Raw genomic sequence first — 15,104 nt, 5'->3', positions numbered from 1 at the left:
GCAGCTAAACTGCATAAACAGAATTTCCTTTATTTTTAATCTTGCGTCTCCATTTAATAATAAGTTCTCCTTGATTTAATAATTGATCTAATAAAAGTTTTAATTGTTCAACCGACTCAAATAATTTATTAGCAATATATTCCTTAGTCGAATGCCACACTAATTCAATTAAATTATAATCTGGACTATAAGGAGGCAAAAACTCTAAGGTTATATTGGGCATTTCAATTTTTATTCTCTTTAAAATTTCTTTTTTTTTATGAAAAGAAGCATTATCAAGAACAATAATAATTTTTGGACCTAGTTGATTAAAGTTTAAACCTTGATTTCCTTGTTCAATCCATTCATTTAAAATAAAATTATTTAAAGCCGCTAGTTGTTCATAAAAGCTAATAGCATTTCCTCTCTCAATAAAATAAACTAATCTTTTTTTGTCGGTATAGCGTAATCCTCCCATTACATTTACTCTACCTCTTCTTCTGTGCCCTGTGACTTTTTTTCTTGTTCCTTTTTTAGACCATTGTTTCCTTCGTATAACTCGTAAACTAAATCCGGCTTCATCCCAAAACCATACTTGGCAACAGTTAGGATTTGTTTGAGCTATTTCTATATATTCGTCCAATTTTTTTTTAAACGCTTCTCTTAGAAGAGGATTTTGTTTATCTTCTAAGCTATATTTAGCCCAAAGGTAAACGTATTTTTTTTTTCTAATATCCGCCTTACTTGTGAGCCGCTTAACGAAATTCCCGTTTCTATTTCTAAATAATTAGCTAATCTTGCTGCTGTCCAGCGACCAAATTCATAGCCGAATTCTCCAGGACTTTTTTCAATCACTTCTAAAAGCAAATTAATATATTTATCGGTAACTTTTTTTAAATTTCCTTGATTTCTTTTATCAATAAAACTTTCTAGATTATCGGGATCGCCATGCACAGCCCAGTAAGCTACTGTTCGATAAGCTAGTCCTAAAAATTCACTAATTTCTTGATAAGTCTTACCGTCATTCATTAATAATATGATCAACACTCGTTCTCTCACATGATAACATTGACTTTCTCGTAAAGTTTTTTGTAGCTGCTCTTTTTGTTCAAAAGATAAAAATTTTTTCACTGGCACTTACGGCTCTCCATTGGCTATCGTTATTATCTGACTACCTCTATTATATGCTACTAAGCTGCGTAGCAGCTTATCTTCCAGCGCATTTATAGTTTAGCAGTGGAATCGCAGCATTAGCCGCATTTGTCATCATCATAGTAGCGATCACCAAAGAGCTAGTTAATAATTTTTTCATCTGTTGATATTTTTGAGTCAATGAAATTATCGTCTATAAGTATATAAGTATCTGGACATAAATAAAGATCACTATGTTGGCGTAAAAGTAGCCAAGCTACTATGAGCCGCCACAAAGTTCTTAAAACTACTGTTGTAAAAGCATTACAGAAAAAATTACAGTTTTGGAAACACGCGCAAAATTTTAATCTAAGGGCACAATTTAATAGTGAGAGCTTGCACCTCGCAGAGCCGAAGTGTTCCCTGTTCCCTATTCCCTTGACAAACCGTTAACTTTAATGAAAGTCCAGGTACTTAGAACAAGCTTTAGATGAAGATTGGCTTCCTAGCACTAATAATAGATAAAATACTAATATTAATTATCAACGATTGCTTATGCTAGACATTTCAAAAGTTCCTAAATCTCTATATGATGCTGACTTTAACCGATGGGTTGAAGAAACGGTTAAGCAATTACAAGCGAAAAATTATGAGGCAATAGACTGGGACAATTTAATTGAAGAGGTAGCAGATTTGAGTGGACGGGATAAAGATAAATTAATGAGTCTGTTAACTCGACTGTTTGAACACTTATTAAAAGTAGCTTACTGGGAATCTGAAAGAGAGTATAATCTAAATCATTGGAATGGTGAGATTCAAAACTTTCGGATTCAGATTTTAAGATTGCTAAAAAAAAGCCCCAGTCTTAAACCTTATTTAATTGAAGTATTTGACGAGTGCTATCAAGATGCCCGAGAAATAATGATTAAAAAAACAGGATTAAATTCGGGACTTTTGCCAACTGAAGTAATAGCTACTGTAGAGGAAGTTTTAGATAAAGATTGGTTTCCTATAGTATCTAATGAATAATAGACTTAATGAAAAAGCAAGTTATTAACCTTATGATAGACAAAACTCAAATATCTCAAAAATCCTCGATCCAAAAAACTCCTGGAGTTTGTGGAGGAAATGCTCGGATTCGTGATACAAGGATTCCTGTATGGACGTTAGTTTCTTTTCGTGAGCAAGGAGTATCCGAGGAAGAATTGCTCAAAAACTACCCAGAGTTAAATCAAGAAGACTTAGAAGCGGCTTGGACTTATTACGCTAATAATAAAGCGGAAATTGCTCAAATTATTGAGGCTGAACATTCTAAATCTTTATATGATTCTGACTTTAATCTATGGGTTGAAGAAACGGTTAAGCAATTGCAAGCGAAAAATTATGAGATGATAGACTGGGATAATTTAATTGAAGAGGTAGCGGATTTGAGCCGAAGCGAAAAGAGAGCCTTGAAAAGCTTATTAACGAGACTTTTGGAACACTTATTATTAATAGCTTACTGGGACTCTGAAAGAGATTACAATCTAGGGCATTGGGCTGGGGAAATTCAAAATTTTCGTAATGATATTTTAGAATTACTGGCAACAAGCCCCAGTCTCAAGCCTTATTTAATTGAAGTATTTGACGATTGCTACCAAAACGCTCGAAAATTTGTTATTAAAAAAACAAGATTAGCTCCTAAAGTTTTCCCAACTGAAGCAATAGCCACCGTAGAACAAGCTTTAGATGAAGATTGGCTTCCTATAGGATCTCATGAATAACATTATTAATTAAAAAGCAATTTACTAATTTTATGATAGACAAAACTCAAATAACTCAAAGCTCATTCATCCAAAAAACTCCTGGAGTCTGTGGAGGAGATGCTCGTATTCGTGATACAAGGATTCCTGTATGGAGGTTAGTTTCTTTTCGTGAACAAGGAATATCCGAGGAAGAATTGCTAAAAAACTACCCAGAGTTAAATCAAGAAGACTTAGAAGCGGCTTGGACTTATTACGCTAATAATAAAGCGGAAATTGCTCAAATTATTGAGGCTGAACATTGTAAATCTTTATATGATGCTGACTATAACCTATGGGTTGAAGAAACGGTTAAGCAATTACAAGCGAAAAATTATGAGATGATAGACTGGGACAATTTAATTGAAGAGGTAGGAGATTTGGGCAGAAGTGAAAAGAGGGCATTAAAAAGTTTATTAACTAGACTCTTTGAACACTTACTAAAAGTTGTCTACTGGGAATCTGAAAGAGAGTATAACTTAGATCATTGGAACGGTGAGATTCAAAACTTTCGGATTCAGATCTTAGAATTGCTTAAAACAAGCCCTAGTCTCAAACCTTATTTAATTGAAGTTTTTGAGGAGTGTTATCAAAACGCACGAGAAATTATGATTCAAAAAACAAGATTAGAACCGAAAACTTTTCCAGATGAAGCGATAGCTAGTGTAGAGGAAGTATTAGATAAAAATTGGTTTCCAAGGCTAAAAGATGGATAAAAAAATATCACTGTGTTAAGAAAAGTTAAACGGCTGAAATCCTTTGCTGTTCCTAGAGCCGTGTTCCCCTGCGCTGCGCGCCACTCCGTGTGCAGCAGTTTCTTTATTAAGGGCGCACTACGTTGGCGGACCTCGCCAACAGAACTGCTTCACCTGTTTCCATGTCACACAGTTAACTAGACTTTTATCCACCTACTTAGCAATATATAGCAATATAAACTATCAAACATCTAAAAAGTTTTTTAGCCTTAACGTGGTTTTTGTTACTCTTGCTATTCAAACGCCAATAAGTAATATAATACTATAGGTATTATGTATTTATTTTATAGCAGAGATGGCACGTAATGCAACAACCAACAGACTCTCCTAATCAAGAGCCGCACTTAGCTCGTTCCAAAATTATTAATTCTTACCTTACAACAATTGAGGATAGTTTTCTAGAAAACCGTTCCCAACTCAAACTGATTAATTATGGTACAGGCTCAGGAAAGACTCACCAACTGTTTGAAGCAATATGTAAAACGATTAAAGAGCATCCACAAAAGTGGTTTTAAAGCAATGGTTGAGGAAGAAGTATCACTTTGTGAGGCAATCCGACAAGAGCGTGAAGCAAAGCCAAAGCGGCAGATTACTATAGATTTTTTCAACGAAAATTTATCATCTCTTCCCAATCAAGAAACTAAAGAAGTTGCAGAACAATTTGAAAAAAATATTTTAAAAAATTTTATAAAATCTTCGGATGTACCTTGGTTGAATGCTTACAAAAAACAAGAGTTAAACAATTTTATTCGTTTCTTGTTTTACCTTTTTGAAGATAACCAAATTCAAGAAACTATTGCTTTTACTCAAACTCTAAGCTGGATTAAAAAATTGATCGATAATTGCCAAAAAAATGAAAATTTTGTATTTGAGGCATCACCCGCTCATCCAAATATATATTATGTAAAACTAAACCATAAAAAATATCAGAGTAAGATTCGTGTTAAACTCATTTTATATAAGGCAGATTTTAATAACGACTACAAAGATAAAACAAGCCAGAAAACATATCTAGATGAGCTTGTTGAAGAAGAAGGACAGAAAATTTTCTTTATATCCGCTTATCAGTCAGCCTCAAAAGGATTAAATCCTATTATAAAAAGTCGCAATGGCGAGGATAAAGATTTTGACTCTTTGGTTTTGTTAATGGACAGTTACTATACAGTAATGAAACGACAAAATAAAAAGTCAAATGATTCTGAAAAATCTACTACACTTTATCATTTCGCATTAATGAAAAGTATTGTAAATGTGAGTGACTCTAATCTTGAGATCAAAGATTTTAATAAATACCTGAACCAACCTGAAGCATTAGCATTTCGAGAACAGCAACACCAAATTTTATTAGGCAAAGCAATTTTACAAGCTATTGGCAGATCTGAAAGACGTGATTTTCCTAACCAAATGGTAAAGATTTTTATCAATGAAGAAACCCGAAAAAATTTAGTCAATTTTTACAGATATTTAAATCGGGAAGAACCGAAGGAAATTCGCAAACTTTCCGTCAACAACCACAAAGTTTATTTAAAGGTTCAAGAGGAAGAGAATAAACGAGCGATTAATCATTATGAAAATCATGTCTATGATGAGATCGATGCTTATTTTGCTTTTCAAAATTTTAGAGACAAAATGTTAAATGATATTGAAAATTTTCACCAGAATAAAAAGGCTTTTGCAATCACAAAAGCGTGGGAAGCATTACGTGATCCTGTGGTTTTTAAAGAGCCAGAAACTTATTTGGAAGAGTTACGAAAATCCAAGTTATTTCCTGATAATTTTATTGAGTCATTATTTTATCATAAATCGGAACAATCTAAATTTACACCATATTTAAAATTAGAAGAAGAAGATGGCAAAAAATTCCTGATTATCAGCGATAGTATACATGGCGATACTATCTATTCTTACCAGAATCGATTATATCCTGAATCTCTAAAAGCAAATTCTGGAGGCTATGACTTGGAAGGCAATGAAATTAGCTTACTAGATCCTAAAACTGATTCAATCTACAAATTATACAATCAGTTGCTCCCAGAACCAGAAATTTTTAATACTTATATTCCACGTCGGGATTTCTTTTATGATGTTTTATATCCATCACTCGCTGAAAATTTTGTAGCGCGTTGGATTCGAGATATAATTTTTGAAGGCAAAGACTGGAAAGCGATAAAGACTTTCTATGGTTTTGAGCGGTTGTTAGATTTCAAAAAATATAACAAACTATATGAACGGTTTGACTTGTACTATATCAAAGGCAATACCTTATTATGTATTGATGTTAAAGCATGGAGTAAAACTTCAGGAAATCGCCTTTCCAAGGAGACGGTTGAAAAAAGCAAAGACAAGTTGAATATCATTGTTTCAGACTATCCAGAGTTTAGCAATGTAAGAGGGTTACTTCTAAATTTGCACGCCAGACAAGAAAAAGATAACCAATACCCGCCAATGTTATATTCTGGAAATTTAATTTACTTTGATAATCATAATTTTCCCGTTGAATCAGATACACTCAGAAATTTTTTGTTTCAAAAGGAGAAATAAAAAGATGGATAAAATGATTAAAGCATTATCAGATATATCAAGAACAAACCAGCTAAAGATATTACCAACTTTAGAAGATGAATATGAGGACAAGAAGATAGTGAACAATGGGAAAGTTTCTGCAATAAATACAAGATTAAAATTTCACCAGAATTTCAGAAAATTTTGATTGAACTAGGAATTAAAAGCTGGGTCAGAAAAAGTCTTGTAAATCCTAACTTTGGCTTGCCTATTACTCCTCAATCATTTACTGAAAAAGAATTCTTTACTATATATGTACGCAGTCCTAAAAATGAGGAAGCTAAAGCAGTGGCGATAAAATTTCTTTATAAAGAGGGTTATATATATATTAAAAATGTCATGCGTGATACACAAGAGATTAGAAAACAATTTAAGTTTTTAAAACAAAGAAGAAATCTCACTCAAAATGTTTTAAAGATCAGTGATAATAGTCAATCATCCTTACTACAAAAAGCCGCAAAGGTATTAATTGAAAATTGAGCAACAGGCTTGTGTTAAATAAGTAATACCACTTCCATCTTTTTCCGCCCAGGTCCCAAATTGCACCGCTAAATTAAAATAATGAAAGAACAAGTATCGTAAAGTATGCCAACAACTGCCATTAGGCTACAGTTAAAACCAGGCCAAAAAGTGACCCTACAACCCGTTTCTTGGCAAGGGTTTGAAGAAATTATGACTGATTTAGGAGAGCGGCGCTCGTCTCGAATTGCTTATGCTAACGGGATTATGGAAATTATGACACCCCTACCAGAACACGAGAGAGCAAAAATTTCCCTAGCAGATTGGGTCAAAACTCTACTGAGAATCCAGAAACGTCGATGGGAACCTCTTGGCTCTACTACCTTTAAAAGAGAGGACATGGCGGCAGGAATCGAACCGGATGAATGCTTCTATATCCAAAACTACAAGGCTGTAATTGGTAAGGAGCGATTGGATTTGACGGTAGATCCACCTCCAGATCTAGCAATTGAAACCGATCTCACCTCGAAGACTGAACTTGCCGCTTATGAAGCCTTAAGAGTACCAGAAGTCTGGATCTACGAGAGAGGCAATCTAAAAATCAATGTTCTGCAAGGAAATAGCTATGTTGAGTCCCAAGATAGCCCCACATTTCCCAACATAGCCGTTGTAGAGATTATTCCCGAATTTATGCAACGAGTTAGAGAGGTTGGAGTCAGCCAAGCTTTGGAAGAGTTTGAGATATTTATGGGGGAAATAATAAAAAAATAAAAGAAACGGCAAGCAAATTTGTTAAGAGAATCTACACTGAAAACCCCACACCCAAAAAGGGCGGGGGCGAGAAATCTACCAAATTAGTAGAACTTAGAAACGACCAGTGTTAGGCTTGTGAACGATAAAGCTCATGGTTTGACATTGTTTGATATTGTCAAATCCAATCACGCGAATGTAGTAGCTAGGATACTCAGAACGACATTCCCGAACTTCAGCTAAAACATCTTGAGGAGTAGAAGCGCTAAATAAAGGCAGCTTCCACAGAGTCCAGTAGTGATCAGTAGGCTTGGGATTTTCTTCAAATTCAACGGCAGGAATAAACCCTTGATCCAAAATATATTGGATTTGCTTAACGATTTGCTGATCGGTTAGAGGGGGTAAGTAAGAGAGAGTTTCGTAACGACGCTCTTTAGGTAAAGTTTTCATGGGTTTTATCTTCCTGTCAAATGAATGCTGTATCAGTTATGGGGATTATCAAGGTCTAATTCAGACTCAGATGTCTCGACTTGAGGGGTAGAATTTGCGGGTTGGGACTGGGTAAGACGTTCTAACAGTTGGCGGCGGTGTCCTATATTAGCCTGAGTTATTCCTGTCTTGACCATCTCCGGCAAGAAATCCAGCACCGTTTCCGCAAGATGTTCTCTTACCGTCATGATCCTCAGCACTAATTCTTTATTCTCTGCCATTAACTCTTCTAAGTAAGCTTCTCCATCCTGTATTCTATGGGTTGAAGTATACTGAGTCAGCCAAATAGCCTGAGTCGGATTAGTTTCTGATAATTGATCAATGATGGTGCGGACAGCCTGATAAGTCAGGTAACTTTGTAAAACCTTAGCCGTATCTGCTGCTATCTTTTTTGGGTACATTTATACCTACCTGTCCCAACTGGAACAATGTTGTTAGTTTATTAAGTGTTTTTGCTTACCCTCCAAACTAACAACTCGCCACAAATTACAGTGTATCCATTGCCTCAAACTCGAACTTAATTTCTTTCCACAGTTCACAAGCTGCGGCTAATTCAGGACTCCAGCGAGCGGCTTCGCGGATAACTTCGTTACCTTCACGAGCGAGGGAGCGACCTTCGTTACGAGCTTGGATACAAGCTTCGAGAGCGACACGGTTAGCAGTTGCACCAGGAGCATTACCCCAGGGGTGTCCGAGTGTACCACCACCGAACTGTAAGCAAGAATCATCGCCGAAGATTTCAACGAGGGCGGGCATATGCCATACGTGGATACCGCCAGAAGCAACGGGCATTACACCAGGCATAGAAGCCCAGTCTTGGGTGAAGAAAATACCGCGTGCGCGATCTTCTTCAACGTAGTCCTCACGCATGAGGTCAACGAATCCCATCGTGATACCGCGTTCACCTTCGAGCTTACCGACAACGGTTCCAGAGTGGAGGTGGTCACCACCAGACATCCGTAAACATTTCGCTAAGACACGGAAGTGGATACCGTGATTCTTTTGACGGTCGATAACGGCGTGCATCGCGCGGTGGATGTGGAGTAATAGGCCGTTGTCACGACAGAATTTTGCCAGAGTGGTGTTAGCGGTAAAACCACCCGTCAGGTAGTCGTGCATGATGATGGGGGTTTTGATTTCTTTAGCGAATTCAGCCCGCTTCATCATTTCTTCGAGAGTACCGGCAGTTACGTTGAGGTAGTGCCCTTTGATCTCGTTGGTTTCAGCTTGTGCTTTTTCGATCGCTTCTTGTACGAAGAGGAAACGATCGCGCCAGCGCATGAAAGGCTGAGAGTTAATATTTTCGTCGTCTTTGGTGAAGTCTAAACCACCACGAAGACACTCATAAACTGCACGACCGTAGTTTTTAGCGGATAAACCGAGTTTGGGTTTGATGGTACAGCCGAGTAAAGGACGACCATATTTGTTTAATTTATCGCGTTCAACGGTAATCCCGTGAGGAGGTCCTTGGAAGGTCTTGAGAAGTGCAACGGGGAAGCGGATATCTTCTAAACGCAGTGCCCGCAGAGCCTTGAACCCGAAAACGTTACCCACAATAGAGGTGAGAATGTTGGTAACAGATCCTTCTTCAAATAGATCTAGAGGATAAGCAACAAAACAGAAATATTGATTATCTTCGTTGGGAACTGGTTCGATGTCGTAGCAACGTCCTTTGTAACGATCTAAGTCGGTTAACCCGTCTGTCCAAACGGTGGTCCAGGTTCCTGTAGAAGATTCAGCCGCTACTGCTGCGCCAGCTTCTTCAGGAGGAACACCGGGCTGAGGTGTTACGCGGAAGCAAGCGAGAAGGTCGGTATCTTTGGGGGTATAGTCGGGGGTGTAGTAGGTTAGGCGGTAGTCCTTAACTCCAGCCTGAAACCCTCCTTTAGCTTTAGATTGCACCATCTGGTCATTCCTCCATTAACTGTTTGATTATTTGCTCACATCGGTAAGCTAGAGAGTTTTAACCCTCGAATTCTGTTTGTGCTAGAAGCTTATTTATAATTTCATCTGCCTCTAGATAGTTCAGAAGCTGATCGTCTTATGTGACTATCTGTTTTTTCGAGTTTTCATCTTAACCTAAATCTTATATTATCCCGTTACATTTTTTTCGTTTTTTTTCTCTATCGAAAGATTTATTTTTTTATTCTACTATATTAATTTTTCTAATCTGTATTTTCTTTAAAAAATTGAAAGCAAAATTTGAACAAGACTCTTTTAAATCTTGCTCAATTTTAGTAGTTAATTTTGAGTAAAACCCTTATATAGCTTGAGTCTGATGGCTTTTATGGCTCTAAAATTATTCCGACTAAAGCTAGTTTCATGGGTTAGTTAAATAAGTCTAATTACTCAATTCAATTCAAAATTTTTCCTCCTAATTTTGGGATTTTTTCATGAATCAATGACCTATTAATTTTGGCCATTGGCTTTCGAGTTGAGCCGACTTAAACTGAATTGAGTAAAAATTTTTCACCCCTCACGAAATTACTGTGAGTTTTCCTCGGAATGTAAAGATTGATTTTTTTGGTCAAGATTTTGAAAAAACCGACGTTCTGGAAACAAGGTCAACAAAAGTTGATTGATATAGATTTGACCGACGACCGGCGCTTGTTTTGACTGTTCAGTAGGTTCGAGATCTGGCGGTTGGGGTGTGACCTCAACTCGTGTTTCGGTTGCCGGTTCAGGTTCATGGACTTGAGTATTACTCAATACACTATCAGATTTTGACGACGATTGATCATCATCTATAGGATCTATAGTCCAAGGATCAGATTCAAGTTCTACAACTGATGGATGTTCTTTGGGTGGTGATGCCACTATTGGGGGTAATTCTTCCTGTATCTTTTCTGGTCGGTTGAGCTTAGAAAAGTCGGGTTGTTTTGCTCCATTACCATTAGTTGTTTCGGGTTCAGGAGTAAAGGATCGAGTTGTGTCTCCTATCAGTGAACCAGCAGTAATGACCGCCATTGGTTCAATTGAACTATTTAAAAGGGTGGTCAAAGAACCCACACAGGCATTTTTACCGATTTTTCCGGTTCCAAGGATTAAAACGCCTGACCCTAAAACAGCACCACTTTCGATTTCGATCTCCCCTCGGTAAGCATTTAAGACGACTCCCATACCGATACAAGCACCTGCTCCTATGACAATACGGCTATTGGGGGCGGCTTGTAAAATGGTTCCTGGAGCTACTACCGCACTGTCATGAATGATCACATCACCACTCACATAAATTTCGGAAACGCTAACAGGTTGAACAGGCGGTAAGTGCATAATTTAGTTAACCGTTAAAAATTATCAGTGAACAGTTCGGGTGCTTTTGCTGGGGTGCGGAACGAGTTCCGCACTTGCGCCCGTTATCAGTTGTTAACTGTTCACTGTTTCCTATGCCTAGGGGCGTTGAATAATAGTTTCTATGACTCGCCGTTTGGCTTGGGCATCAATCCCTAATAAACGGACATATTCTCCTTCATGTTCTTGTAAACAAGCTTCTAAGGCAGCTAAGACTTCTGATTCTCGGTTGCTGTCAATGGGGCTGCAAGATTGCCAAGATTTGGTCTTAAAGCGACGCTTATCAGCGTGTTCTGTGCCAATGGTTAAACCTTGGGAGATAATCGAGCGCACTTGGCTAATAATGTCAGAACTTAGGCTGCTATTGCTCGATTTAGCCGCACTACTGGGCTGACTGGCTGTGGAAGAATAGGGAGAGTAAGTGCTTTGAGTGGCGGCGGGTTTTGTCGCATTTTGGGTTTTATCCCCCGGACGTTGAATGATGGTTTCTACTACCCGCCGTTTAGCCTGGGCATCAATTCCTAATAAACGGACATATTCTCCTTCATGTTCATTCAAACAATCTTGGAGAGCCGCTAAAACTTGTGATTCGTTGCGGCTATCAATGGGGCTACAGGTGTGCCAAGATTTAGTTTTAAAGCGACGTTGATCAGCGTGTTCTGTGCCGATGGTTAAGCCTTGGGCGAGCAGGGAGCGCACTTGGGCAATGACTTCAGGCGTTAAGCCGCCACTGCTAACGGTTGCACTCGCTTGTCTTCCGTTGCTTGAAGGAGCGGTTTTCGCTTTTCCATTACCGTTTCCATTGCCATTGGTGTGAACTGTTGTATCTCCGTCTGGGCGTTGGATAATGGTTTCCATAATGCGGCGTTTTCCTGTCGGATCAACGGCGATCAGACGAACATATTCTCCTCTGTGATCAGCGAGAACGGATTCGATTTCTTGTAGTGCTACAGTGTCTTTTTGGGTTTCAATCGCGGGACCCGTGATCCAAGATTTAGTGCGAAAACGGCGCTCATTGGCAAATTCTGTGCCGATTTTATAGCCTTGTTTGAGGATTGAGCGTATTTGACCGACTAGCTCTGTGCCAATATCACTCTGACTGTTAGAAGCGGGTTTACTGTAGCTCACCGTTGCTCGAGCCGCACTGGGGGCAGCTTGAACGGGGGTGTCGCTGGGGCGTTGAATAATGGTTTCACTAACCCGCCGTTTAGCATGAGCATCAACTCCAATTAAACGGACGTATTCCCCTTGATATTCTTGTAACCAAGCGTCGATTTCTCGTAGCACTTGGTCTTCTCGATTTGAGTTAATTTGTCCGCAACTGAGCCAAGATTTGGTTTTAAAACGACGCTGATCTGCGTGTTCGGCTCCAATGATACAGCCTTGAGACAGCAGAGAACGGACTTGAGATCTAATGTCTGGATTTACACTCATAGTTTCCACCGAATTTTTATAGTTAGTCTCTTTAATGCCTTCTGTAACTTCGTTGAGATTTTCTCGAATGGGATTAATACAGGCTAAATCCTCGGCACATCGATAGCCGGCCCTTAAAGCTTCATTGATTTCTACGACATGATTGGCAAAAGCGCGATCGCTCTCGTTCACATCGGGAAGACGGTCTGCCTGTTGTTGGTTGGTAATAATTGCTCCTGAAGGAACATATTTTCCGGGCGGGATTTCTACATCTTGAATTAAGGCGTGCATCATAATAATGCAGCCTCGTCCGACTCGAGCGTTAAATACGGTTGAGCGAAAGCCGATGAAGCATTCATCCCCGATATAAGCTGGTCCATGAATCAGGGCCAGATGGGTAATACAACTCTGTTTCCCGATCCAGACCGAATATTCTTTGCTATCATCCCCGACTACCCGACCTTTTTCTAACCCATGAATGACCACCCCATCTTGAATATTGGTACTTTCTCCGATGTAGAAGGGTGTTCCTTCATCTGCACGGATCGAAGTTCCTGGGGCGATCAGGACATTTGGGCCAACTTTAACGTCGCCAATGAGGTTTGAAAAAGAATGTACATAAGCACTCTCATCAATTTGCGGTTCGGCTAAGTTTTTTGACCAGGGAGTCGGAGGAGCCGCTATGGTGCGGACTGCCATTTTCTTTAACCCTCCTGTATTTTTCTGGCTAATTAGGTCGATATTCGTCTTTTTTGCTATATAGCAAACGATTATCAACGTTGATAGTATCTATAATCCCCACGACCATAGCATCTAGGGGTTTTTCGCCTTGGCCGCTTTCTACACGGGCGGCTCCACCTCTAGAAACTAGCACCCATTCATTGACCCCCGCTCCGACTGTATCGCCGGCTACCTCATATTTGGGCATTAATTCTCCTTCAGCATTAATATACTGAACGAGTAAAAATTTTACCCCTGTGAGACTGCGGGATTTGTGGGTGCTAACAACTGTGCCTCGAACTTTGGCAATTTGCATGGACTGGTTTATTTAATCCTTAGATTCTTCTTAGGGGTTGGGGGTTTACGCTTTCCCGAAATTGTTCAACCGCTTCTGTATATCGAATGGGCAGTACATATTCTAGGTTTTCGTGGGGACGGGCAATGATATGGGTTGACAGAACTTTTCCTCCGTTGACTCGTCCGGCGTTAGCGATACCGGCGGCTACGGATGCCTGTACTTCTGATACATCTCCTCGCACAATTACGGTAACACGTCCGGTACCGATTTTTTCATAGCCCACTAGGGTTACTCGTGCGGCTTTTACCATCGCATCTGCCGCTTCTACTACGGCAGGGAACCCTAATGTTTCTACCATTCCTACTGCAATTGACATATAATAAACTCCTAGGCAGTTTTACTCAATTTACTCTTGTTTTAGTTCTTAGTTTTTAGGGATGTTGTTGTGTCAACAGCTATCACTAATCACTAAGGGCTTTTTGTTTTAGTAAGCTCGGAATTGTTCTACTTCTTCGGTGTAGCGAATGGGTAGTACATATTCTAGATTTTCATGAGGGCGAGCAATAATATGAGTTGACAGCACTTGACCTCCGTTCACTCTTGCCACGTTTTCTACACCGGCGGCTACGGATGCCTGTACTTCTGATACATCTCCTCGCACAATTACGGTAACTCGTCCACTGCCGATTTTTTCATAGCCCACTAGGGTTACTCGTGCGGCTTTTACCATCGCATCTGCCGCTTCTACTACGGCAGGGAACCCTAATGTTTCTACCATTCCTACTGCAATTGACATATAATAGACTCCTAAGCAGTTTTACTTAAATGACTTTTTTTCTAGTAAGCTCGGAATTGTTCTACTTCTTCGGTGTAGCGAATGGGCAGTACATATTCTAGGTTTTCGTGAGGGCGAGCAATAATATGAGTTGACAGCACTTGACCTCCATTAACTCGGTTGGCTGCTTCTATGCCCGCAGATACTGAAGCTTGTACTTCAGAAACATCGCCCCGGACAATTACGGTAACTCGTCCACTGCCGATTTTTTCATAGCCCACTAGGGTTACTCGTGCGGCTTTTACCATAGCATCCGCCGCTTCTACAACAGCCGGAAAACCCAGGGTTTCTATCATTCCTACTGCAATTGGCATATTTGATTTCCTCGCTTGTCAAGGCCTTTGATTTAGTGTGTTTTGAAAGATTTAGTCCAATTCCTTTCTGCGAAAGTCCTCTCGCTTTTAATTTAAGTGAACTGTTGGCTCTCAGGATCGCGGTAGACCATTCCGTATTTTACCTCGAGAGTGTCCCCTCTCATTCACTCAATTTTGAACATTAGCAAGATGGGTTTCTTTTTTTGACGAGAGTGGCTAATTTAACTCACCCTAAAAAATAGCATAGGAAACCTTGGCCCCTTTGACAATATAAAACATGATGATGATTTTTTATCTTAGAGTTAACGAAAATTAATGCGTTAAGCG

17 protein-coding genes and 2 pseudogenes are annotated in these 15,104 nt (G+C 39.2%); 8 read left to right on the top strand and 11 right to left on the bottom strand.

Translation table 11 applies throughout. The features are described 5' to 3' along the window. Window positions 1–4: 4 nt before the first annotated feature. Window positions 5–1,116: pseudogene (locus tag CYAN7822_RS14220) on the bottom strand (IS630 family transposase). 70 nt (window positions 1,117–1,186) lie between these two features. After that, complete coding sequence (locus CYAN7822_RS40180; protein ID WP_280988548.1) at window positions 1,187–1,312, bottom strand: hypothetical protein; 126 nt, start codon at window positions 1,310–1,312, stop codon at window positions 1,187–1,189. Between the two features lie 353 nt (window positions 1,313–1,665). Here CYAN7822_RS40180 and CYAN7822_RS14215 point away from each other — a divergent pair, with 353 nt between their 5' ends. The 8 genes and pseudogenes from CYAN7822_RS14215 to CYAN7822_RS14185 all read left to right on the top strand — a co-directional run bounded on the left by CYAN7822_RS14215 (window position 1,666) and on the right by CYAN7822_RS14185 (window position 7,438). Beyond that, the gene (locus CYAN7822_RS14215) at window positions 1,666–2,139 is read left to right on the top strand and encodes a DUF29 domain-containing protein (protein WP_013322969.1); all 474 of its coding nucleotides are present in this window, start codon (window positions 1,666–1,668) and stop codon (window positions 2,137–2,139) included. 32 nt (window positions 2,140–2,171) lie between these two features. Continuing rightward, entirely contained in the window at window positions 2,172–2,873 is a 702-nt protein-coding gene (locus CYAN7822_RS36850; protein ID WP_157871910.1) for a DUF29 family protein, read from the top strand. A 32-nt stretch (window positions 2,874–2,905) separates the two neighbouring features. After that, window positions 2,906–3,097, top strand: a pseudogene (locus CYAN7822_RS39465) (DUF433 domain-containing protein); the annotation flags it as partial. Between the two features lie 42 nt (window positions 3,098–3,139). After that, the gene (locus CYAN7822_RS39460; RefSeq protein ID WP_049802703.1) at window positions 3,140–3,607 is read left to right on the top strand and encodes a DUF29 domain-containing protein; all 468 of its coding nucleotides are present in this window, start codon (window positions 3,140–3,142) and stop codon (window positions 3,605–3,607) included. A 344-nt stretch (window positions 3,608–3,951) separates the two neighbouring features. Further along, entirely contained in the window at window positions 3,952–4,161 is a 210-nt protein-coding gene (locus CYAN7822_RS14200; RefSeq protein ID WP_013322966.1) for a hypothetical protein, read from the top strand. A gap of 4 nt (window positions 4,162–4,165) precedes the next feature. Next, a complete protein-coding gene (locus tag CYAN7822_RS14195; RefSeq protein WP_013322965.1) occupies window positions 4,166–6,187 on the top strand; it encodes a hypothetical protein in 2,022 nt (673 codons plus the stop codon). 165 nt (window positions 6,188–6,352) lie between these two features. Further along, window positions 6,353–6,688 (top strand): hypothetical protein, encoded by a 336-nt coding sequence (locus CYAN7822_RS14190; RefSeq protein ID WP_013322964.1) that lies wholly within the window; start codon window positions 6,353–6,355, stop codon window positions 6,686–6,688. A gap of 105 nt (window positions 6,689–6,793) precedes the next feature. Then, window positions 6,794–7,438, top strand: coding sequence for a Uma2 family endonuclease (locus tag CYAN7822_RS14185; RefSeq protein WP_013322963.1), 645 nt, complete (start codon window positions 6,794–6,796; stop codon window positions 7,436–7,438). Window positions 7,439–7,531: 93 nt separating this feature from the next. On the opposite strand, the gene CYAN7822_RS14180 is transcribed toward CYAN7822_RS14185, so the two are convergent. The 9 genes from CYAN7822_RS14180 to CYAN7822_RS14140 form a co-directional block, all read right to left on the bottom strand. After that, window positions 7,532–7,867 carry a ribulose bisphosphate carboxylase small subunit gene (locus CYAN7822_RS14180; RefSeq protein WP_013322962.1) on the bottom strand — a complete coding sequence of 112 codons (336 nt, stop codon included), beginning with the start codon at window positions 7,865–7,867 and terminating at the stop codon, window positions 7,532–7,534. A gap of 32 nt (window positions 7,868–7,899) precedes the next feature. Beyond that, on the bottom strand, window positions 7,900–8,307 hold the full coding sequence (gene rcbX / locus CYAN7822_RS14175) for a RuBisCO chaperone RbcX (protein WP_013322961.1): 408 nt from the start codon (window positions 8,305–8,307) through the stop codon (window positions 7,900–7,902). Window positions 8,308–8,392: 85 nt separating this feature from the next. Further along, entirely contained in the window at window positions 8,393–9,811 is a 1,419-nt protein-coding gene (locus CYAN7822_RS14170) for a form I ribulose bisphosphate carboxylase large subunit (RefSeq protein WP_013322960.1), read from the bottom strand. Between the two features lie 579 nt (window positions 9,812–10,390). Further along, window positions 10,391–11,179: a beta-carboxysome scaffolding protein CcmN gene (gene ccmN / locus CYAN7822_RS14165; protein WP_013322959.1), complete on the bottom strand. Its 789-nt coding sequence runs from the start codon at window positions 11,177–11,179 to the stop codon at window positions 10,391–10,393. A gap of 117 nt (window positions 11,180–11,296) precedes the next feature. Next, entirely contained in the window at window positions 11,297–13,309 is a 2,013-nt protein-coding gene (gene ccmM, locus CYAN7822_RS14160) for a beta-carboxysome scaffolding protein CcmM (RefSeq protein WP_013322958.1), read from the bottom strand. Between the two features lie 28 nt (window positions 13,310–13,337). Beyond that, a complete protein-coding gene (ccmL, locus tag CYAN7822_RS14155; RefSeq protein ID WP_013322957.1) occupies window positions 13,338–13,646 on the bottom strand; it encodes a beta-carboxysome shell vertex protein CcmL in 309 nt (102 codons plus the stop codon). Between the two features lie 19 nt (window positions 13,647–13,665). After that, window positions 13,666–14,004, bottom strand: coding sequence for a carbon dioxide-concentrating mechanism protein CcmK (locus CYAN7822_RS14150; RefSeq protein WP_012598761.1), 339 nt, complete (start codon window positions 14,002–14,004; stop codon window positions 13,666–13,668). Window positions 14,005–14,112: 108 nt separating this feature from the next. Then, on the bottom strand, window positions 14,113–14,424 hold the full coding sequence (locus CYAN7822_RS14145; RefSeq protein ID WP_013322956.1) for a carbon dioxide-concentrating mechanism protein CcmK: 312 nt from the start codon (window positions 14,422–14,424) through the stop codon (window positions 14,113–14,115). Between the two features lie 41 nt (window positions 14,425–14,465). After that, entirely contained in the window at window positions 14,466–14,777 is a 312-nt protein-coding gene (locus CYAN7822_RS14140; RefSeq protein ID WP_012598763.1) for a carbon dioxide-concentrating mechanism protein CcmK, read from the bottom strand. Window positions 14,778–15,104: the final 327 nt, after the last annotated feature.

The sequence above is a fragment of the Gloeothece verrucosa PCC 7822 genome (assembly GCF_000147335.1).
GTDB lineage: Bacteria > Cyanobacteriota > Cyanobacteriia > Cyanobacteriales > Microcystaceae > Gloeothece > Gloeothece verrucosa.
The sequence above is the reverse complement of the archived record's forward strand: the minus strand, read 5'-3'. Positions and strand labels throughout refer to the sequence as shown.